Source organism: Kitasatospora sp. NPDC054795 (genome assembly GCF_053611565.1).
In genome coordinates this window covers 1-20,529 of the sequence record NZ_JBSHAP010000027.1, presented here as the reverse complement: position 1 = coordinate 20,529, position 20,529 = coordinate 1, and the positions used below count along the sequence as shown (strand labels likewise).

The following is a 20,529-nucleotide window of genomic DNA, read 5'->3' as shown; positions in this document are numbered from 1 at the left end:
CGGGTCTCGGCCTCTTTCGTTCCCGGGGACCTACCCCGTCGACCGCCGTCCCATCCCGAAGCCCGCCCGTCCTCCCCGGCCTCCGGCCCCGGCCCCGCCCGTCGACCCGGCCCCGAGGCCCCGCCCGTCGACCCGGACTCCCGCCCGAGGGCCCGGGCGCGCCGGTCAGCGGCGGTTGTAGCTCACCGTGTGGGGGGTCGCGTAGTCGCTGCCGTCGTCCACGATGATGATCTTCGGAACGATCCGGGTCTCGGCCTCCGAGGACCGCCCGTCGCCCTTCCCGGCAGCGGCCGGCCCGTCGACCGACTTCGCCTCGGCCGTTCCCTCGGCCCCGGCCGAGGGGGCGGCCGTCTCCTCGGCGGGCGCCGAGGCCGGCTTCGGCGGCACCGGGCCGGTCGCCACGGGCCCGCCGATGGCCCTGGTGGCGCTGCTGCCGACCACCGGCGTCCGCAGCACGGTCGCCGACCTCTCCCGGGCGGGGGCCTCGGCCCCGGCGGGAGCCGCGGGAGTCAGGGTCTTGCGCAGGTCGGCCACCGGGATCTCCCCGGTGTCCGCCTCCGAGTCCACCGGCGAGGCGTCGACGACCGCGTCCGCGACCGCTTCCCGCGGCGCGGGGGGCGCGGGCGCCGCGGGGGGCGCGGGCGCCGCGGCGGGCACGACGGTCCCGACGGAGTCCTGGGCGGCCCGGGCGGCCGCGACGGCGGCCGCCGCCATCTCGGGCTCGATCTGGCCGACCGCCGCCCCGGTGAGCGAGGCCAGCGTGGCCTTGATGTGGTCCAGGTGCTGCTGCACCGTCTCCAGCCGGGTGTCGAACTCGCGCTGCTCGCGCTCGCTCTCCGCGTTGATCTTCTCGGCCTCCCGACGGGCCTGCTCGACCAGCTGGTCGGCCTTGGCCTGGGCGTCCGTCTCCAGCTGCTTGATCCGGTTCAGCACCGTCTCCCGCTGCTGCTCCGCCTCCTTGACCTTGCGCTCGGCGGTCGCCGAGACCTCGGCGTCCTCGGCGTCGGCCGCGGCCTGGGCGGCGGCGAAGGTCTCGTCGGCCTTGCGGCGCCGGGCGGCCAGCTCGGCCTCGGCCTGCTCGCTGGCCTCGGCGGCGGCCACCCGCACCTTGGCGGCGTACGCGGTCGCGGTGTCGCGGGCGGAACGGCTCTCCCGGTCGGCGTCGGACCGGATGCCCTCGGCCTCGGCCCGGGTCCGCTCCTCGGTGCGGCGGGCGGCCGCGTCCGCGTCGGTGCGGGTCGTGGTGCTGTACTCCTTGGCGGCGCGGTCGGCGGCCTGCCCCGCCTCGTAGACCTCGTCCCGCAGGTCCTCGGCGAAGCGCTCGGCCTTCTCCCGGACGGCGCGCGCCTCGTTCTCGGCCATCGCGGCCAGTCCGGCGGCCTGCTCGCTGAGCACCTGGTAGTCGGGTTCCGGGGCCTCCTCGGCAGTCCGGCGGATGTCGGCCAGCCGGGCCTCCATCTGCCGGATGCCGGCGCCCAGGACGCTCAACCGTTCCCACGCCTCGTCACGCTGCGCGGTGAGGGCGGCAAGGGCTCGGTCGACCTGCTCGGGCACGTAGCCACGGCGGGCCTGGGTGAAGCCGTACTGGGGGACGGCGTCGCTCATGGGCTCTTCCCCTCGTTTCGCGGGCTGCGGAGCCCATGATCGGACGGAACGGACGGATCCGGAACCGGTTCGGTGCCCCGGGCCGGATTCCGTCGTCGTGCGGACCGGAATATGTCGAGGACGAGACGAATAGACCCATCCCCTTGACCTATTTTGCGCAGATCTGGGCGAAACCCCAACGAGGCACAGCTGCGGAGGCATGCCGAAGGGGTCGTTCCGGACACCGGAACGACCCCTCCCACCTGCGAGAAGCTGCGACGGTCCGCTACAGCAGGCCGTCCCAGAACTGCTCCAGCAGCACGGCCCACCAGGTGTCCGCGTTCTGCAGGGCCGCCGGGTCGATCGCGGCGAGCTGGGCCTGGAAGTCGGTCGTCCAGCGACCGGCCTGGTCCGGGGTCAGCCCGTACCGCAGCCGCCACATCCGGCCCAGCAGGGCCATCGAGCGGACGAACTCCGGTACACCGCTGTTGACGAACCGGGGCGGCTGACCGGTTCCATCGATGTCCACGGCCACCACGTGCGCGGTGCCGTACTGGACGCACAGCTGCCGTCCGTAGTCGTTGCCCAGCACCAGGTAGCCGCCGAAGTCCGGGCCCGCGGCCAGGCCGCGCTCGGCGGCCAGCTCGGCGAGCGTCGGGATCGGGCGGCCCTCCTGCGCCTGCGCCCAGAAGAACGGCCCGAAGTCGCGCGGCAGCCCGGCCCACATCAGGGTCTGGGACACCGGCTCGGGCACGCCCTGGCGGGAGACGGCGCGCTGCTCGTACCGGAACAGGTTCTGCCCGAAGGCGGCGCCGGTCTCCTGGGCGAGCTGCTGCGGCGGGAGCGGCGGCAGCGCCTGGACCGTCCCGGGCGCGGGCGGCGGCACCCGGAACGGGCGGACCCGCTGGGCGCCGGACGCCTGCTGGTGCAGCTCGTCCAGGTGGTCGAGCAGCTCGGCCATCCCGGCCTGCCGGGACGCGTGGTCGCGGCCGTACGGGGCGGTGTGGGTGAGCCGGACGTTCGGCCAGGACGCGGCGATCATGCGGTTGCAGTAGCCGCCCGGCAGGTCGCAGGACTCCAGCTCGGTGTAGAGCTCCAGCACCTGCTCCGGCGGCACGTTGAGCCGGCGCAGGTCCTGCAGGATCTTCCACTCCGGGTGCGGGGTACCGGGCTCGCTGCGGTGCAGCAGCTTCTGCTCCGAGCCGTCCGGGCCCCGGTAGCTGAGCGCGGCGAAGTACCCCGGGCCGACCGCGGGCACCCCCGGGGGCACCGGCGCGGCCTGCGGCGAACCGGGCACCGCCGGCGGGACGACCCCCGCGGCACCGCCCGTGTTCGGGTAGCCGTAGCCGGCCGCGGGCGCGGCGGGGGCCGCCGGGCCGCCGGGCGGCGGCGGGACGGCGGGACCGCCGGACGGCGGGGTGCCCGGGTCCGCCGGGCCGCCCAGCAGCGCCGGGTCGATCGCGCCCGCCAGCTGGGTCGCCTCGTACGCCGTACCGGAGGCGGACGGGCCGGCGGACGGCGCGCCCTGCGGGGCCGGCGGGGCCTCGCCACCGCGCAGACCCGCCGGGGGCGGAGGCGGCGGGGCGGAGGCCGCGCCGCGGCCGCCGGAACCGGCCGGGGCGGCGACGGGCGTACCGGAGCCCGGAGTGTGCTTCAGCCCGGCCGGCGGAGGCGGCGGCGGGACCGAACCCGCACCGCGTCCGAGTCCGGCGGGGGCGGCACCCGCACCGGGGGCACCGGCGGGGACACCGCGCAGCGCGGCCGGCGGGGGCGGCGGCGGGACCGAGCCGGCACCGCGTCCGAGTCCGCCCTGCGGCGCGGCGCCCTCCGGGGCACCGGGCACCGGGGCACCGGGCAGGCCGGCGAGGCCGGGCATGCCGCCCGGCGGGGCCAGCATCGTCGGGGCGTGCTCCGCCTGCGGACCAGCGGCGGGCGGGGTGGCCGGGGCACCCGGCAGGCCCATCAGCCCGGGCATGGCGTCCGGCGAGGCGAGCAGGGTCGGCGCCGGCTCGGCGGCCGGGGCGGGTGCCGGGGCCGGCGGGGCGGGCGGGGCGGCCGGCGGCTCGGCGAACGGCGGCTGCGCCCCCTGCGGCCGGTCTGCGAACGGCGGGACCGGGGGCATGCCGTGGCCGCCGCTCGTCGGCGGCATCAGCATGGTCGCGGCCTCGGCACCCGCCGGCGCGGCGGGCCCGGGCAGGTCCGAGCCGGTGATCCGCAGCCCCTCGGGCATCAGGACGGTGGCGGCGTCGGCCCCGTCCGACGGGCCCGGCACACCAGGCGCGACGGGGGCGACCGGCGCGACGGCCTGCGGCTGCGGCGAGGGCTGCGGAGCGACGACCGGCTCCTCGTGCCCGGGCGGCGGCGCGAGCATGGTGGGCGCGTCCCCGGCGGGCCGGCCGGAGACCGGCGGCTCGGTCAGCACGGCCGGGGCGGGCAGCGGCGCGGGAACGGGCTGCTCCTCGACGGGCGTGGCAGCGGCGGCGCCAGACATGGCAGCGGCAGCAGCGGCCGCGACCGGAGTCTCGGCACCCTGCGGCCCGGCCGGGGCCGTCCCGAGCCGCTCCGCCTCCGCCGCGATCGCCGCGGCCCCCGCCTCCTGGAGCCACTGCGGCGGGCTCAGCAGGAAGGAGGTGGCCTCCACCGGTCCGGGCGCGGGCTTCGCCGCCCCGGCCGGGTTGGCCGCCACCGGCCGCCCGTAGACCTCCTCGTACTGCCGGACCACCTCGTTGACGGGCAGCGCGGGCCACAGCGTGCTGGCGCCCGAGTCCCGGGCGATCACCAGCCGTGCCTCCCCCGTGCCGCCGCCCGCACCGCCCGTGCCCTCGGCCGGGCCCGCGGGCGCCACCGCCCAGCAGACGAAGCCCAGGTCGAACTCCCGGACCCGCACCTCGCGCTGCTGCGAGCGCGGTACCCCGCCGTTGATCCACTCCTCGGCGAGCTCCTGCGCCTGCGTGTACGTCACCACGCCCGGTTCACCCCTGTCCGCATCCTCTTCGTCCCCCGTTCCACCGACACCACCGCGACCACCGCGACCACCGCGACCACGCGCCTCAGCCCACCGGGACGGCCCGGGCGAACCCGCCGTCCACCATCAGCTCCGCGACCGTCTCCAGCTCCGGCGGGCTGCCCGCCAGCCTCAGCAGGAAGGCGTCGAAGTCCTCGCCGCAGGGCAGCAGCAGCCGCGCGCAGCGGTCCTCCGGGGCCTCCGGGGCACCGGTGTCGCGGGCGTCGTCGTGCAGGTGGAACCAGACCGAGCCGGTCCGCTCGCCGCGCACCTTGAGCGCGACCAGGCCGCCCTGGGCGTAGGCGACGGCCAGGTAGTCCTTGGTGAGGTGGTCGCGCAGGCACTTGTTGGCGTACACGACGTCCGCGGTGCCGTACTCCTCGGTGAGCGTCAGGAAGGGCTGGTCGAGCAGCAGTCCGAGCTCGGTGTCCAGCGCCACGCCGACCGGGGTGCGGCCGCCGCCCAGCTTGAGGAAGGTGCGGTAGGCGTCGGGCAGCCGGTAGCCGAGGCGCTGCTCGGCGCGCTGCACCAGGTCCTCGGGGACGCCGATCGGGTCGCCGCCGTCCCCGGCCAGCGAGAAGTGCACCGCCCGGCGCTCCTGCAGGGGGCGGGTGCCGCGGCGGGTGTGGTCGGCGCCGGAGGTGGCCAGGCCGCCGTGGTGCCGCAGCAGCGCCTTGACCTCGACCGGCACGAGCTCCATCCGCCGCCAGCCGGGGGCGGCCCGGCCGACCGCGTGGTGCCAGGTCCAGCCGGGCGGGGTGGCGACGGCGGTCGGGAGGTCGGCCCAGAGCGGGTGGCCCTGGGTGTAGAGCGCGGCATTGGCCGACACGTAGTCGGTCAGCCGCAGCTCGTCCACGCCGAAACCCTCCGGCGGGTCGGCCACCTCGGCCGCGGCGGCGGCGTACGGGCCGAAGTCCGGAAAGCCGTACTCGTCCACCCTGACCCCGGCGGGGTGCCGCTCCGCGCGGACCGGGTCCGGGAAGTGCACCACCTGACCTGCGTACGCCGCGTTCGGTGCGGCGGCGACGCCGGGCCGACCTGTCGTCATCTGGGAGCCCCCACTGGCTGCTGCAAATACGGTGCCTGCTGGGCACCAGCCTAGGGCCTGCCTTCAACCCCCCGTCCGTCAGGCGGACGACGGGGGAGCGACGGCGGGTCCCGGGGGCGGCGCACGGCCGGGACCTCGCCCGGAGCCCTGCCCGGACCCCGCCCGGAACCCGTCCGGAACCGCGCCCGGGAGCGTCCCCGCCGTCACACCCGCACGCCCAGCGCCCGCGCCAGCGCCTCGGCCACCCGCAGCTGCCCGGCCTCGGTGAGGTGGGGGTGCAGCGGCAGGCTGAGCAGTTCGCGGGCGGCCCGCTCGGCGACCGGGAACGTCCCTTCGCGGTGCCCGAGGTGATGGAACGCGGGTTGCCGGTGGACCGGCACCGGGTAGTGCACCCCGGCGCCGATCCCGGCCGCGAGCAGTTCGGCCAGCACCGCGTCGCGGTCCCGGCCGGGGCCGATCCGTACCGGGTACAGGTGCCGGACGTGCTCGTTGCCGGGCGCGGTGCGGGGCAGGGCGAGCCCGTCCAGCCCGCCCAGCAGCTCGTCGTAGCGGGCGGCAGCGGCCCGGCGGGCGGCGTTCCAGGCGGGCAGCCGGCGCAGCTTGGCACGCAGCACGACGGCCTGCAGCGCGTCCAGCCGGGAGTTGAAGCCGAACCGTTCGTGCCGGTACCGGTCGCGGGCGCCGTGGTCGCCGATCAGCCGGACGGCGTCGGCCAGGGCATCGTCGTCGGTGAGCACCGCCCCGGCGTCGCCGTAGGCGCCGAGGTTCTTGCCCGGGTAGAAGCTGGTGGCCGCGATCCGCCCGTACCGGCTCCGCCCGTGCTGGCGGGCGCCCTGGGACTGCGCCGCGTCCTCCACCACCGGCCGTCCGTCGGCCGCCTCCAGCAACGGCCCCATCGGGGCGAGTTGGCCGAAGAGGTGGACGGGCAGCAGCGCGGCCGCGCCCGGCAGTGCGGCGGCGGCCCGCTCCGGGTCCATCAGCAGGTACTCCGGGTCGGCGTCGACCAGCACCGGGCGCAGCCCGGCCCGCAGCACGGCCTCGGCGGTGGCGACGAAGGTGTTGGCGGGCAGCACCACCCCGCTGCCGGGCGGCAGGCCCAGGGCGCGCAGGGCCAGTTCGAGGGCGTCGGTGCCGTTGGCGGCGCCCACGCAGTGCCGGGCACCGGCGAAGGCCGCGTACTCGCGCTCGAAGGCGGCCACCTCGGGGCCCTTGACGAAGGTTCCGGAGGCGAGCGCCCGGTCGAAGCCGGCCCGCACCTCGTCCGCCACCTCGGCGTGCGCCGCCGCCAGATCGACCAGCGGGACGCCCTCCCGCACCGGATCCCGCGCCGCGCCCCCGCGCACCGGCCCGCGCACCGGCCCACTCGTCGGCCCACTTGTCGGCCCACTCAGCGGCCCGCTCACCGGGCGACCTCCGCCCCGGTCCGGGCCGCCGCGCCCACCGGGACGGTGGCGCCGCCGAGTTCGAGGCTGAGCGAGGCCGCCTCCAGCAGCTGCAGCACCCGCACCCCGGCCCGGCCGTCGGTGAGCGGGGCCCGGCCCTCGGTGATGGCGGCCGCGAACTCGGCCATCACGTTGCGCAGCGCCTCCTGCTCGACCAGCGCGGGCGCGACCATCTCGCCGACCCGGTAGGAGATCAGCGCCCGGTGCCGGATCGCGTCGGTCAGCCGGTCGGGCGGGGTGAGGTCGACCCCGCGGTCGTGCACGGCCAGCCGGGCCTGCGGGTTGAGGTCGTCCCAGACCAGGGTGCGCCGCGAGCCGCCGATCAGGGTGGTGCGGACCTTGGTCGGGGAGAGCCAGTTGACGTGGCAGTGCGCCAGCGCGCCGTTGCTGAGCCGGACCGTCAGGTACGCGACGCAGGCGCGGCCGGCCCCGATCGGGTCGGCGCCCTGGGCGGACACCCCGACCGGCTCGACCCCGGGCGGCAGCACGAAGTCCAGGATCGACAGGTCGTGCGGGGCGAGGTCCCACAGCACGTCCACGTCCGGCTGCACCAGGCCGAGGTTGATCCGCACCGAGTCGAAGAACTGGACGTCCCCGATGTCCCCGCCGTGGACCAGTTCGCGGATCCGCCGCACCGCCGGGGTGTAGCAGAAGGTGTGGTCGCACATCAGCACCAGCCCGCGCCGCTCGGCCAGGTCGACCAGCTCCTCGGCCTCGGCGGCGGACGTGGTGATCGGCTTCTCCACCAGGACGTGCTTGCCGGCCTCCAGGGCCGCCCGCACCAGCGCGTAGTGGGCGCCCGCCGGCGTCGCCACCGCGACCGCGCCGACCCGCTCGTCCGCGAGTACCCGCCGGTAGCTGTCGGTCGCTCCGACGGTGCTGTACTCCCCCAGCACCGCCCGGGCCTTGGCCTCGTCCAGGTCGCACAGCCAGTGCAGCCGCAGCGCCGGGGTGTGCTGCGCGTTGCGGACCAGTTTCGGGCCCCAGTAGCCGGCCCCGACCACGGCCAGCCCCACCGGGTGTTCGGGCACCGGCCGGGGCGGCTCGTCCGGTGCGGGCACGTGTCCGCCGGGTGCCTGGTTGGCGGTCTGCCAGTGCTCGTCCTGCGGTTCCGACGTCATCGCACGAGCCCCTTCGCTCAGCGCCGGGGCGGGCGACAGGCCTTCCCCGGCGGCCTCAACGTCCGACGCGGGCACCGGAGTCGGGCTGCCGGCGGCTGTCCGCACGGTCGGCCGCGTCCCCTTCGGCTCGCTGCCGGAACGGTACCGGCCGGGCACCGGGCCCGGGGGCCGTTTCGGTAGATCGGCGGACAAGTCGTGACGGGCGGGTGCGCGTTCGGCCGGCATCGGGCGACCGCCGGCCGGCCCGCCGAGGCACCGGTCGCCGCCGCACCCCGGTTGTGCGGTTGTCAGTACCGTTTGACAGGCTTGCCCCGGACCGGCCCGGTCACTCCGGCCGATGCCGGGTTACGAGGAGGAGGACGACGGATGACCACCGGTGAGCCGGCGGGCCCGCCCGTGCTGCGCCACCACCGCGACAGCCTGCTGCCCGCCGTCGCCGCCGCGCTGTCGCTCAAGGGCGGCGAGGTGCACACCCTGGCGGGCGACAAGGACCCGCGCCGCCCGGTGCTGCACCACCTGGTCGCCGACTTCCTGGACACCCTGCCGGCGGAGGCCCGCGAACGGTTCACCGGCCGCTGCCCGGAGGCCGTCCTGCTCTCCCAGCACCTGGCCGCGGTCGACGGCCGGCGCTCCAAGCGCGCCGCCCGCAAGCCGATGACCCTGCAGGAGGCCCGGAAGTCGCTCAAGGGCGCCCGGATGACGACCGTGCGCATCCGCGAGGAGGACGACCCGGCGCACGGCAGCCACGCCCCGCCGTGCCGCTCCTGCGCTCCGATGCTGGAGCACTTCACCGTACGCAGCGTCGCCGTCGGACCGCCCGCGCACTGACCGGCCGAGCGCCGGCACGTCCCCCGTCCCCCAGCCCTGGAGTCCGTCCTGAACCCGCCGATCCCGTCCCCACCGGCCACCCTCTCCCCCGCCGGCACCCGGACCCGCCCGCGCTTCCCCGCCGACGTCGCCGCCGAGCTCAAGGCGGCCGGCTGGCACCCCGGCCGCTGGGAGATCCGGCAGGCCGAGGAGTGGGCCGACGCCCTGGCCGGGTACGGCGCGCCCGCCGGCGTACGGCACGCGGTGTTCCCGGCGGCGGTGGAGGCCTGGGCCGAGTTCGGCGGCCTCGCCTTCGACCTGTCCGGCCCGGGCCGCCAGCTGGCCCGCACACCGTTCCTGATCGACCCGCTGTGCGGACTGCACCAGCCGCGCACCCTGCTCGACCTGGGCCGGGCGCTGGGCACCCGGCTGGCCCCGCTCGGCGAGGAGGCGTACGGACAGGCGCTGCTGGCCGTCGACGAGGAGGGCCGGGTCTACAGCCTGGACCACACCGGCGAGTGGTTCCTCGGCCACGGCATCGACCAGGCGATCTCCACCCTCGTCCTGGGCACCGCCCCCGAGCGGCTGCGCACCGCCGAGGAGTGCTGACGGCCGGGGGCCGGGGACGGCTCAGCGCAGCCGCTCGGCCCGCACCGCCAGCCGGGACGGCAGCACCGCCTCGATCCGGAACCCGCCGTCCGCCTCCGGCCCGGAGGAGAAGGTGCCGCCCAGCGCGATCACCCGCTCCCGCATCCCGACCAGCCCGTTGCCGCCGCTGGGCAGCTTCGCCGCGCCCCGCTCCCCGCCGGGGCAGGCGTTCACCACGGCCACCCGCACCCCGTTCGGCGCGTACGAGAGCAGGACGGACACCTGGGCGCCGCCCGCGTGCTTGTGCGCGTTGGTCAGGCCCTCCTGGACGACCCGGTAGGCGGTCTGCTCGGCCTCGCCGGTGAACTCCTGCCGGCTGCCGCTGACCGTCAGGGTCACCGCCATCCCGGCCGCGCGGGACTGGTCGACCAGCCGTGGGAGCCCGGCCAGCGAGTCCGGCTCCGGCTGCCGTTCGTCGTCCATCCGCAGCACCCCGAGGATCTCGCGCAGTTCGTTCAGCGCCTGCCGGCCCACCTCGCCCATCAGCTTGGCGCTCTGCGCCGCCTTGTCCGGGTCCTTGCCGGCGATCCGCTCCAGCGCCCCGGCGTGCACCACCATCAGGGACACCCGGTGCGCCACCACGTCGTGCATCTCCCGGGCGATCCGGGTGCGCTCCTCCAGCCGGGCCCGGCGGGCGCGCTCCTGCGCCTGCTCGGCCAGCAGGTCCAGCTCGGTCTCCAGGCCGTGGGCGCGGTCCTTGAGCGACTCGATCAGCCGGCGCCGCGCGCCGACGTACAGTCCGGTCACCACCGGGGCGACGGTCAGCCCGACCGACACCAGCAGCGACAGCAGGATCTGACCCCACAGCGGCGGCGGGTCCATCATGTCGCCGGGCGTCATCAGCGACACCGCCATCACGGCGGCCGCCTCGGCGAAGGCCAGCCCGGACAACGCCACCACCCGGCGCCGGCGCGAGGGCCACTCCCAGGTCGAGGCCAGCGTGTACAGCGCCACCACCAGCAGCACCACGCCCAGCATGCCGGGCATCACCAGCAGCGTCACCAGGACCGGGACGGCCGGCCAGCGCCGGCGCACCACCAGCGAGCCGCCGGCCAGCGTGCCGAGCACGGCTATGCCGACCGCTCCCGCGGTACTGACGTGTATCCGGGCGGAGAGGAAGGCGATCGTGCTGGCCGCGCACTCCACCGCGGCGAGCAGCCCCAGCCCGACGTCCAGGAAGGCGCTGCGCGGCCGCTTCCACCACCAGAACCACCGGACCGGCATGCGCTCCCCAGGCGACTTGCTCATGCCCCACAGCGTAAGCGGCAACCCCCTCCCCTCCCCACCGGGATCTCCCGGCACACCCCCCGAAGCCGTCAAGTGGTCCAGACCACAGGTGGTTTTCGGCAGCCCTGTCCGCCATCCGGCCACCTCGCGGACAGCACCCGCCCCGACACCTATGCTGGTCGCGTCGGACAGCGCGGTCCGCACGCGTCACACCCGCCACACCCGTGTGGACCTGTGACGATGAGCCGTTGCCGAACCCCACCACCAGAGGGAGCCAGCCGTGACCGCTCCGGTCCCCACCCCGGCGGACAGCCCCACGCCCGTCGTCGCCGACAACGCCGCCCTGCGTGCGGACATCCGACGCCTCGGCGACCTGCTGGGCGAGACGCTGGTCCGCCAGGAGGGCCCCCAGCTGCTGGGCCTGGTCGAACAGGTCCGCCTGCTGAGCCGCACCGACGGCGAGGCCACCGCCGAACTCCTCTCCGACATCGACCTGGACACCGCCGCCAAGCTGGTCCGGGCGTTCTCCACCTACTTCCACCTCGCCAACGTCACCGAGCAGGTGCACCGCGGCCGCGAGCTCGCCACCCGCCGCGCCCGGGAGGGCTCGCTGCTCGCGCAGACCGCCGACCAGCTCGCCGAGGCCGACCCCAAGCACCTCCAGAACACCCTGGCCCACCTCGCGGTCCGCCCGGTCTTCACCGCGCACCCCACCGAGGCCGCCCGCCGCAGCGTCCTCAACAAGCTGCGCCGGATCGGCGAGCTCCTCGACCGCATCCACCGCGACGAGGTCACCTCCGGCCTGGCCGCCGCCGACCAGGCCCGCACCAGCAGCGCCAAGCGCTCCGCCGACCGCCGCCTGGCCGAGGTCATCGACCTGCTCTGGCAGACCGACGAGCTGCGCATCGCCCGCCCCGAGCCCACCGACGAGGCCCGCAACGCCGTCTACTACCTGGACGAGCTCTACCGCGAGGCCGTCCCCGAGGTCCTGGAGGAGCTGCACGAGGAGCTCGCCCGGGTCGGCCTGGGCCTGCCCGACGGCGTGCGGCCGCTCACCTTCGGCACCTGGATCGGCGGCGACCGCGACGGCAACCCCAACGTCACCCCGCAGGTCACCTGGGACGTCCTCAACCTCCAGCACGAGTACGGCATCAAGGACGCGCTCTCCGCGATCGACGACCTGCGCAACACGCTCTCCACCTCCGAGCGGCTGGCCGGCGCCTCGGTCGAGCTGCTCGCCTCGCTCAACACGGATCTGCACCTGCTCCCCGAACTCAGCCCGCGCTACAAGCGGATGAACGCCGAGGAGCCCTACCGCCTCAAGGCCACCTGCATCCGGCTCAAGCTGGAGAACACCCGCGAGCGGCTGGCCGGCGGCACCCCGCACGTCGAGGGCCGCGACTACCTCGGCACCCGCGAGCTGATCGCCGACCTGCGGCTGATCCAGGACTCGCTGCGCGCCCACCGCGGCGAGCTCATCGCCGACGGCCGCCTCGCCCGCGCCATCCGCACCGTCGAGGCCTTCGGCCTGCAGCTCGCCACCATGGACGTGCGCGAGCACGCCGAGGCCCACCACCACGCCCTCGGCCAGCTCTTCGACCGGCTCGGCGAAGAGGCCTGGCGCTACGCCGACATGCCCCGCGAGTACCGGCAGAAGCTGCTCGCCAAGGAGCTCCGCTCGCGCCGCCCGCTCGCCCCCACCCCGGCCCCGCTGGACGAGGCCGGCACCAAGACCCTCGGCGTGTTCAACACGATCCGTCAGGGCTTCGAGCGCTTCGGCGACGAGATCGTCGAGAGCTACATCATCTCCATGTGCCAGGGTGCCGACGACGTCTTCGCGGCCACCGTGCTGGCCCGCGAGGCCGGTCTGATCGACCTGCACGCCGGCATCGCCAAGATCGGCATCGTGCCGCTGCTGGAGACCACCGACGAACTCCAGCAGGCCGACCGCATCCTCGACGAGATGCTCTCCGACCCGTCCTACCGCCTGCTCGTCTCGCTGCGCGGCGACGTCCAGGAGGTCATGCTCGGCTACTCCGACTCCTCCAAGTTCGGCGGCATCACCACCTCCCAGTGGGAGATCCACCGCGCCCAGCGCCGCCTGCGCGACGTCGCCCACCGCTACGGCATCCGGCTGCGCCTGTTCCACGGCCGCGGCGGCACCGTCGGACGCGGCGGCGGCCCCTCGCACGAGGCCATCCTGGCCCAGCCCTGGGGCACCCTGGAGGGCGAGATCAAGGTCACCGAGCAGGGCGAGGTCATCTCCGACAAGTACCTGCTCCCCTCGCTGGCCCGGGAGAACCTGGAGCTGACGATCTCCGCCACGCTCTCCGCCTCCGCGCTGCACACCGCCCCGCGCCAGGCCCCCGAGTCGCTGGCCCGCTGGGACGCCGCGATGGACCAGGTCTCCGAGGCCGCCCACACCGCCTACCGCGGCCTGGTCGAGCAGGAGGACCTGCCGAAGTACTTCTTCGCCGCCACCCCGGTCGACCAGCTCGCCTCGCTGCACCTGGGCTCCCGCCCGTCCCGCCGCCCCGACTCCGGCGCCGGCCTGGACGGCCTGCGGGCCATCCCGTGGGTGTTCGGCTGGACCCAGTCCCGGCAGATCGTCCCCGGCTGGTTCGGCGTCGGCTCCGGCCTCGCGGCCGCCCGCGCGGCGGGCCTCGGCGGCGTGCTGGACGAGATGTACGGCGAGTGGCACTTCTTCCGCAACTTCCTGTCCAACGTCGCCATGACGCTGGCCAAGACCGACCTGCGGATCGCCCAGCACTACGTCGAGCAGCTGGTGCCCGGCGAGCTGCGCCACGTCTTCGACGAGATCAAGGCCGAGCACGCGCTCACCCTGCGCGAGGTGCTGCGGCTCACCGGCGAGAACGAACTGCTGGAGCACAACCCGGTGTTGAAGCAGACCTTCGCCGTTCGCGACGCCTACCTCGACCCGATCTCCTACCTCCAGGTCGCGTTGCTGCGCCGCCAGCGCGAGGAGCTCTCGGCCGGGCGCCAGGACGACCCGCTGCGCGCCCGCGCGCTGCTGCTGACCGTCAACGGCATCGCCGCCGGCCTGCGCAACACCGGCTGACGGCCGCCCGAGAACGGCCGATGGGCCGGTGTCCCGTCCGGGACACCGGCCCATCGCCGCGAGGTTCCTGATCCGCGCGGGGGCGCTGCCCAGTGCGGAACTCCCGCTCCGCGCGGGGGTCCTGACCGCGCGAGGTCCTGACGCGCGAGATCCTGACCGCGCGAGGTCCTGACCGCGCGGGGGCCCTGATCCGCGGGGTGCTACTCCGCCACCTCGCCCGCGCGCCTGCGCTTCAGCCACAGCGCCGCGCCGCCGGCCGCCACCACCAGGCCGCCGCCGACCGCCAGCAGTCCGGCGTCGGGGCCCATCGAATCACCGAGCACCGGGCCGAACTGCGCCGCCGCCGGCTCCGGGGAGACCGCCGGGTCCGACTCGGCCACCGGCTCCGCGTGCGCCAGCGCACCGCTCGACAGCAGGACGCCGGCCGCCCCCAGCGCACCGGCCGTACCGACCCGCCGCCCGAGCCGCTTCAGCTCGACCACCCGGCCCCGCCGCACTCGGCGGACCGGACGCAATCCCCGCATCGAGAACTCCCCAGGACTCGTTCGCGTACCCAGCCGACGCTATCCGATCCCGCACGGGGTTCTCACACCGATTCAGGTGTGGACGGGCAAGCGTTGTACGACCGTTGCGTACCCGCGCACGGTCCTGACGGACGGTCAGCGGCGATCAGGAGTTGTACGTGCCCTGGGCCCGTTCCAGCCCCTCGGACAGCAGCGCCTCCACCGCGTCCGCCGAGCGGTCCACGAACCACTCCAGCTCCTTGCGCTCGGTCGAGGAGAAGTCCTTCAGCACGAAGTCCGCGACCTCCATCCGGCCCGGCGGACGGCCGATCCCGCAGCGCACCCGGTGGTAGTCCGGGCCCAGCGACTTGGTGATCGACTTCAGGCCGTTGTGGCCGTTGTCCCCGCCGCCCAGCTTCAGCCGCAGCGCCGCGTAGTCGATGTCCAGCTCGTCGTGGACCGCGATCAGCGCCGAGGCCGGCACCTTGTAGAAGTCGCGCAGCGCCGTCACCGGCCCGCCGGAGAGGTTCATGAAGGACATCGGCTTGGCCAGCACCACCCGCTTGCCCGCCAGCCGTCCCTCGGCCACCTGTGCCCGGCTCTTGTGCGCCTTGAACCTGGCGCTCATCCGCTGCGCCAGCAGGTCCACCACCATGAAGCCGATGTTGTGCCGGTTCCGGGCGTACTGCTCCCCGGGGTTGCCCAGCCCCACCACCAGCCAGGGGCCGTCGTAGTCCTCGCTCATGCGCCCACCTCGCTGCGCTCGGCGGCCGCTTCGCGGACCGCGCACCTTTCCATGGCTCGCTCGCTGCGCTCGCTCACGCTTCTCTCCTCGCCTTCGCGCTCGACGTCATCATCCCGGACACACCGCTGCCCCGGTCGCTCCAGCGGGAGCGACCGGGGCAGCGGTCTCAGCAATTGGGCGTCAGGAGGCTCAGGCCTCGGTGCCCTCGGCCTCGGCGGCCTCGTCCTCGACCGGGGCGGCCTGGGCGGCGATGACCTGCAGCACGACGGCGTCGGCCTCGACGGCCAGCGAGACGTTGGCCGGCAGGACGATGTCCTTGGCGTGGATGGAGGCGCCGGCCTCCAGGCCCTCGACGGAGACGGTGACCGACTCGGGCAGGTGGGTGGCCTCGGCCTCGATCGGCAGGGACTGCAGGACGTGCTCCACCAGGTTGCCGCCCGGGGCCAGCTCGCCCTCGGTGTGGACCGGGATCTCGACGGTGACCTTCTCGCCGCGCTTGACCAGCAGCAGGTCGACGTGCTCGATGGTGCGCTTGATGGCCTCGCGCTGGACGGCCTTCGGCAGCACGTACTCGTCCTTGCCCTCGATCGGCACGACCAGCAGGGCGTTCGGGGTCTTCAGGGCCATCATCAGGTCGTGGCCGGGCAGGTTCAGGTGAACCGGGGCGTGGCCGTGGCCGTAGACGACACCGGGGACGAAGCCGGCGCGGCGGGCACGACGGGCGGCACCCTTGCCGAACTCGGAACGGGTCTCAGCGGCAATACGGATCTCGGACACGACTGCACTCCTCGTGGAAATGGCGCGGGGGTGCAGGCAACGCGAAAAACCGCCGGGACCACACCCTCAGTACGTTCGGGGGTCACTCGGCGGCAACGGCCTGCCGGGCGGACGGGAGTCCGGCACCGGCAGCGCGTCGATCACGGATCGGGCACCCGTCGAACGGGCACACGGCATCCCTCGCCGAGCAGTTTCACGAGTCTAACCGCACCTGCGGCCTCCCGCGAAATCGGCGGCGGCCCCGGTCCGTCCGAACCGGGGCCGCCTGCACGGGCCTTCGTCAGTGCACACCCTCGAAGAGGCTGGTCACCGAGCCCTCCTCGAAGACCTCGCGGATCGCGGCGGCGATCGACGGGGCGATGGAGAGGGTGGTGATCTTGTCCAGCTGGAGCTCCGCCGGGGTGGGCAGCGTGTTGGTGAACACGAACTCGCTGACCCGCGAGTTCTTCAGCCGGTCCGCGGCCGGGCCGGAGAGGACACCGTGGGTGGCGGCGACGACGACGTCCGCGGCGCCGTTGTCGAACAGCGCGTCGGCCGCGGCGCAGATGGTGCCGGCGGTGTCGATCATGTCGTCGACCAGCACGCAGACCCGGCCCTCGACGTCACCGACGACGTCGGCCGACAGGATGGTGTTGGCCCGGGTGATGTCGCGGCGCTTGTGGATGATCGCCAGCGGGGCGTCCAGCCGGTCGCACCACTGGTCGGCGACCTTCACCCGGCCGGCGTCCGGCGAGACGACGGTCAGCTTGGAGCGGTCGACCTTCCCGCCGATGTAGTCGGCCAGCAGCGGCAGCGCGAACAGGTGGTCCACCGGGCCGTCGAAGAAGCCCTGGATCTGCGCGGTGTGCAGGTCCACGGCCATCAGGCGGTCCGCGCCGGCCTGGCGCAGCAGGTCGGCGATCAGCCGGGCCGAGATGGGCTCGCGGCCGAGGTGCTTCTTGTCCTGGCGGGCGTAGCCGTAGAACGGCAGGATCGCGGTGATGCTCTTGGCGGAGGCCCGCTTCAGAGCATCGATCATGATCAGCTGCTCCATGATCCACTGATTGATGGGAGCCGTGTGGCTCTGCATCACGAAGCAGTCCGCGCCGCGCGCGGAGTCCAGGAAGCGGACGTAGATCTCGCCGTTGGCGAAGTCCAGGGCCTTGGTGGGGACCAGCTCGGTCCCGAGTGCCGCGGCCACCTCCCCCGCCAGCTCCGGGTGGGCACGGCCGGAGAAGAGCTTCAGCTTCTTCTCACCCGACGTCGTGATCCCGCTCACTGCACCGTCTCCTCGCGTTGCGAACGCTGAACCCTCGACCCGGTGGCGGGCAGGCAGGGCCCGCTCGTGGCACGGGTAGGGGAATTGTCGGTACGCCTGGACACGGGCGGTAAGCCCAGTGGCGCACGTATGTCCCCAAGGTTACGCGCCCGCGCAGAAACCGTCCGCCTCGGGACCGCCCCCGGCCCCCCGGCCCGGCCGCTCAGGCCTGCTCGGCCCCGTCCGCCGCGGCCTGCGCGGCCTGCGCGGATGCCGTCCCGGGGCGCTTGCGCTCGACCCAGCCGTCGATGTTGCGCTGCGTGGCCCGACTCACACCGAGTGCCCCGGCCGGGACATCACCGGTGATCACCGAGCCGGCGGCGGTGTAGGCGCCGTCACCGATGGTGACCGGCGCGATGAACATGTTGTCCGAGCCGGTGCGGCAGTGCGCGCCGATGACCGTGCGGTGCTTGTTCACGCCGTCGTAGTTCACGGTGACCGAGGCCGCGCCGACGTTGGTTCCCTCGCCGATCGTCGCGTCGCCGATGTAGGACAGGTGCGGCACCTTGGCGCCCTCACCCAGCTCGGAGTTCTTCACCTCGACGTAGGTGCCGACCTTCGCCTTGCGGGCCAGCCTGGCGCCGGGCCGCAGGTAGGCGTACGGACCGGCGGTGGCCAGCTCGCCCACCTCGGCGCGGTCGGCCGTGGTGTTGCTCACCCGGGCGCCGGCGCCGACCAGGGTGTCCTTGAGGGTCGAGTTCGGGCCGACCTCGCAGCCCTCGCCCAGGTGCGTGGCGCCCTGGAGCTGGGTGTTCGGCAGCACCACGGCGTCCGGCTCGTAGCTGACCTGCACGTCGAACCAGGTGGTCGCCGGGTCCACCACGGTGACGCCCTCGCGCATCGCGCGCTCCAGCAGGCGGTCGTTCAGCAGCCGGCGGGCCTGCGCCAGCTGGACCCGGTCGTTGATGCCCAGGATGTCCCGGTGGTCCTCGGCCACCACGGCGCCGACCCGGTGGCCCGCCTTGCGCAGGATCTCCAGAGTGTCGGTCAGATACTCCTCGCCCTGCGAGTTGTCCGTGGTGAGCTCGCCCAGCGCCGCGGTGAGCAGCTTGGCGTCGAACGCGAAGACGCCGGAGTTGATCTCGGTGATCGCGCGCTGGGTGGCGCTGGCGTCCCGCTCCTCGACGATCGCGGCGACGGTGCCGTCCTCGTCCCGCAGGATGCGGCCGTAGCCGAAGGGCTCCGGGACGACGGCGGTCAGCACGGTGACGCCGTTCTGCTGGGCGATGTGCGCGTCGGCCAGCCGGCGCAGGGTCTCGCCGGTCAGCAGCGGCGAGTCGCCGGCGGTGACGATGACCGTGCCGTCCAGCGCCACGCCGTCGGCGGCCAGCGACTCCAGCGCGGTGCGCACCGCGTGCCCGGTGCCGTTCTGCTCCACCTGCACCGCGGTACGGGTGGCCGGGTAGTGCTCCGCCAGGTGCGCCTCGACCTGCTCGCGCTGGTGGCCGACCACCACGACCAGCTGGCCGGGCGTCAGCTCCCGGGCCGCCGAGACCGCGTGACCCACCAGCGAGCGCCCGCACACCTCGTGCAGCACCTTGGGCAGCTTGTTCGACTTCATCCGGGTCCCGCCACCGGCGGCGAGCACGACAACGGCGGCAAGCGAATTGGCACCCATGCGGGGAGGCTCCTCGGTAAGTTCACAGAGAGGGCAGAGCAGGCCCGGCCCGGACCCAGGCCGGTCGCCATTCGCACAGTCCGCCGAGCAGCACCGACAATACCGGCGCGAGGGAAAACGCCCGAACCCGAGGCGTGCAGAGGCTCCGCCGCTAGGATTCGAACCCAGACAAAGGCCTCCAAAGGGCCCTGTGCTGCCATTACACCACGGCGGACAGTCGTGTCAGACCCTACCGGAGAGGGCCCTGCCGTGGGTATCGACTTGCGTCGATCCGCGGCCCGATTCCGCCCCCGGCGACCGAACTCGCCGGGCCCCCGGTTCATCCATCCAGTCGGGTGAATTCACTCAAGCGCCGCGCGGCGGAGTGTTCCCCTGGACACGGAGCGCAACCTACGATGCCGTAGGTTACGCCGACGTAGCTCCGCTTCCCTCCCGCTCCGGGACGCCGCAAAGGGACCCCCATGACCATCCAGGCCGGCGAGACGCGCGCGGGGAACGCCGCATCCCGCACCCCGTCCTCCGACTCCGATCCCGCCGATCCCACCGGTCCGACCGAACCGGCCCCGATCACCGAGACCGCCGGGACCGCCGACGCCGACGCCGCGGCCACCCGGCTGTCCGCCACCCGTGGCGGGGAGAAACAGGGCCCGGCCGAGCGGATCGCGCTCTCCCTGTTCATCCTCGTACCGTTCACCGCCCTGGTCGCCGCCGTCCCGGTGGCCTGGGGATGGGGACTGGGCTGGACGGACCTCGCGATCACCGTCGCGATGTACTACCTCACCTGCCACGGCATCACCATCGGCTACCACCGCTACTTCACCCACGGCGCCTTCAAGGCCAACCGCCCGATGCGCCTGGCGCTGGCGATCGCCGGGAGCCTCGCGGTCGAGGGCCCGCTGGTGCGCTGGGTGGCCGACCACCGCAAGCACCACCGGTTCAGCGACAAGGACGGCGACCCGCACTCGCCGTGGCGCTACGGGGAGAGCGTCCCGGCGCTGATGAAGGGCCTGTGGTGGGCCCACATGGGCTGGATGTTCGACGAGGAGCAGACCTCGCAGGCCACGTACGCCCCCGACCTGGTGCGCGACCCGGCCATACGGCGGATCTCCCGGCTGTTCTGGCTCTGGACCACCATCTCGCTGCTGCTGCCCGCGCTGATCGGCGGCCTGGTGAGCCTGTCCTGGGAGGGGGCGCTCTCCGCCTTCTTCTGGGGTTCGCTGGTCCGGGTGGCGCTGCTGCACCACGTCACCTGGTCGATCAACTCGATCTGCCACGCCGTCGGCCGCCGCCCGTTCCGCTCCCGGGACCGCTCCGGCAACGTCTGGTGGCTCGCCGTGCTCTCCTGCGGGGAGTCCTGGCACAACCTGCACCACGCCGACCCGACCGCGGCCCGGCACGGGGTGCTGCGCGGGCAGATCGACTCCTCGGCCCGGCTGATCCGCTGGTTCGAGCTGGCCGGCTGGGTCCGGGACGTCCGCTGGCCGGACGCGCAGCGGATCGCCGCCCGCCGCGCCGCATGAGGCGGCGCTTCCAGCATGATGTAGGGGTGAACGGGAGCAGCGCAGACAGCACAGGCGGTCACCACGGCACGCGGACGGACGCGGCGCCCGCCACGGCGCCGACCCGTCC

Annotated in this window: 15 protein-coding genes and 1 tRNA gene; 4 read left to right on the top strand and 12 right to left on the bottom strand. The window is 74.6% G+C overall.

Annotation, left to right across the window (positions count from 1 at the left end; translation table 11 throughout):
* Positions 1 to 165: 165 nt before the first annotated feature.
* From ACWGJO_RS12665 to ACWGJO_RS12645, 5 genes are all read right to left on the bottom strand, one after another.
* Positions 166 to 1,605: a hypothetical protein gene (locus tag ACWGJO_RS12665; RefSeq protein ID WP_452183430.1), complete on the bottom strand. Its 1,440-nt coding sequence runs from the start codon at positions 1,603 to 1,605 to the stop codon at positions 166 to 168.
* A gap of 265 nt (positions 1,606 to 1,870) precedes the next feature.
* Positions 1,871 to 4,549: an SUKH-4 family immunity protein gene (locus ACWGJO_RS12660; protein ID WP_452183429.1), complete on the bottom strand. Its 2,679-nt coding sequence runs from the start codon at positions 4,547 to 4,549 to the stop codon at positions 1,871 to 1,873.
* 85 nt (positions 4,550 to 4,634) lie between these two features.
* Entirely contained in the window at positions 4,635 to 5,636 is a 1,002-nt protein-coding gene (locus ACWGJO_RS12655) for an SMI1/KNR4 family protein (RefSeq protein WP_452183428.1), read from the bottom strand.
* Positions 5,637 to 5,839: 203 nt separating this feature from the next.
* Positions 5,840 to 6,991 (bottom strand): DegT/DnrJ/EryC1/StrS family aminotransferase, encoded by a 1,152-nt coding sequence (locus tag ACWGJO_RS12650; RefSeq protein WP_452183427.1) that lies wholly within the window; start codon positions 6,989 to 6,991, stop codon positions 5,840 to 5,842.
* Between the two features lie 44 nt (positions 6,992 to 7,035).
* Positions 7,036 to 8,199: a Gfo/Idh/MocA family protein gene (locus ACWGJO_RS12645; protein ID WP_452183426.1), complete on the bottom strand. Its 1,164-nt coding sequence runs from the start codon at positions 8,197 to 8,199 to the stop codon at positions 7,036 to 7,038.
* A 366-nt stretch (positions 8,200 to 8,565) separates the two neighbouring features.
* Between ACWGJO_RS12645 and ACWGJO_RS12640 the strand changes: the two genes are divergently transcribed.
* Positions 8,566 to 9,027 carry a YwqJ-related putative deaminase gene (locus ACWGJO_RS12640; RefSeq protein WP_359910045.1) on the top strand — a complete coding sequence of 154 codons (462 nt, stop codon included), beginning with the start codon at positions 8,566 to 8,568 and terminating at the stop codon, positions 9,025 to 9,027.
* A gap of 60 nt (positions 9,028 to 9,087) precedes the next feature.
* On the top strand, positions 9,088 to 9,615 hold the full coding sequence (locus tag ACWGJO_RS12635; protein WP_452183466.1) for an SUKH-3 domain-containing protein: 528 nt from the start codon (positions 9,088 to 9,090) through the stop codon (positions 9,613 to 9,615).
* Between the two features lie 21 nt (positions 9,616 to 9,636).
* Here the strand turns inward: ACWGJO_RS12635 and ACWGJO_RS12630 are convergent, their stop codons facing one another.
* Positions 9,637 to 10,902: a sensor histidine kinase gene (locus tag ACWGJO_RS12630; protein WP_380539354.1), complete on the bottom strand. Its 1,266-nt coding sequence runs from the start codon at positions 10,900 to 10,902 to the stop codon at positions 9,637 to 9,639.
* Positions 10,903 to 11,161: 259 nt separating this feature from the next.
* On the opposite strand from ACWGJO_RS12630, the gene ppc reads away from it, so the two are divergent.
* On the top strand, positions 11,162 to 13,960 hold the full coding sequence (gene ppc / locus ACWGJO_RS12625; protein ID WP_452183425.1) for a phosphoenolpyruvate carboxylase: 2,799 nt from the start codon (positions 11,162 to 11,164) through the stop codon (positions 13,958 to 13,960).
* Between the two features lie 200 nt (positions 13,961 to 14,160).
* Here ppc and ACWGJO_RS12620 read toward each other — a convergent pair whose 3' ends face one another.
* The 6 genes from ACWGJO_RS12620 to ACWGJO_RS12595 form a co-directional block, all read right to left on the bottom strand.
* The gene (locus tag ACWGJO_RS12620) at positions 14,161 to 14,484 is read right to left on the bottom strand and encodes a hypothetical protein (RefSeq protein ID WP_452183424.1); all 324 of its coding nucleotides are present in this window, start codon (positions 14,482 to 14,484) and stop codon (positions 14,161 to 14,163) included.
* A gap of 145 nt (positions 14,485 to 14,629) precedes the next feature.
* A complete protein-coding gene (gene pth, locus ACWGJO_RS12615) occupies positions 14,630 to 15,208 on the bottom strand; it encodes an aminoacyl-tRNA hydrolase (RefSeq protein WP_452183423.1) in 579 nt (192 codons plus the stop codon).
* A gap of 189 nt (positions 15,209 to 15,397) precedes the next feature.
* Complete coding sequence (locus ACWGJO_RS12610; RefSeq protein WP_380539347.1) at positions 15,398 to 15,985, bottom strand: 50S ribosomal protein L25/general stress protein Ctc; 588 nt, start codon at positions 15,983 to 15,985, stop codon at positions 15,398 to 15,400.
* 280 nt (positions 15,986 to 16,265) lie between these two features.
* A complete protein-coding gene (locus tag ACWGJO_RS12605) occupies positions 16,266 to 17,243 on the bottom strand; it encodes a ribose-phosphate diphosphokinase (protein WP_452183422.1) in 978 nt (325 codons plus the stop codon).
* A gap of 202 nt (positions 17,244 to 17,445) precedes the next feature.
* A complete protein-coding gene (gene glmU, locus ACWGJO_RS12600; protein ID WP_380539344.1) occupies positions 17,446 to 18,900 on the bottom strand; it encodes a bifunctional UDP-N-acetylglucosamine diphosphorylase/glucosamine-1-phosphate N-acetyltransferase GlmU in 1,455 nt (484 codons plus the stop codon).
* Between the two features lie 143 nt (positions 18,901 to 19,043).
* Positions 19,044 to 19,114: transfer RNA gene (locus ACWGJO_RS12595), tRNA-Gln, on the bottom strand.
* Positions 19,115 to 19,361: 247 nt separating this feature from the next.
* Here ACWGJO_RS12595 and ACWGJO_RS12590 point away from each other — a divergent pair.
* Positions 19,362 to 20,420, top strand: coding sequence for an acyl-CoA desaturase (locus tag ACWGJO_RS12590; protein WP_452183421.1), 1,059 nt, complete (start codon positions 19,362 to 19,364; stop codon positions 20,418 to 20,420).
* The last annotated feature ends 109 nt before the right edge of the window (positions 20,421 to 20,529 follow it).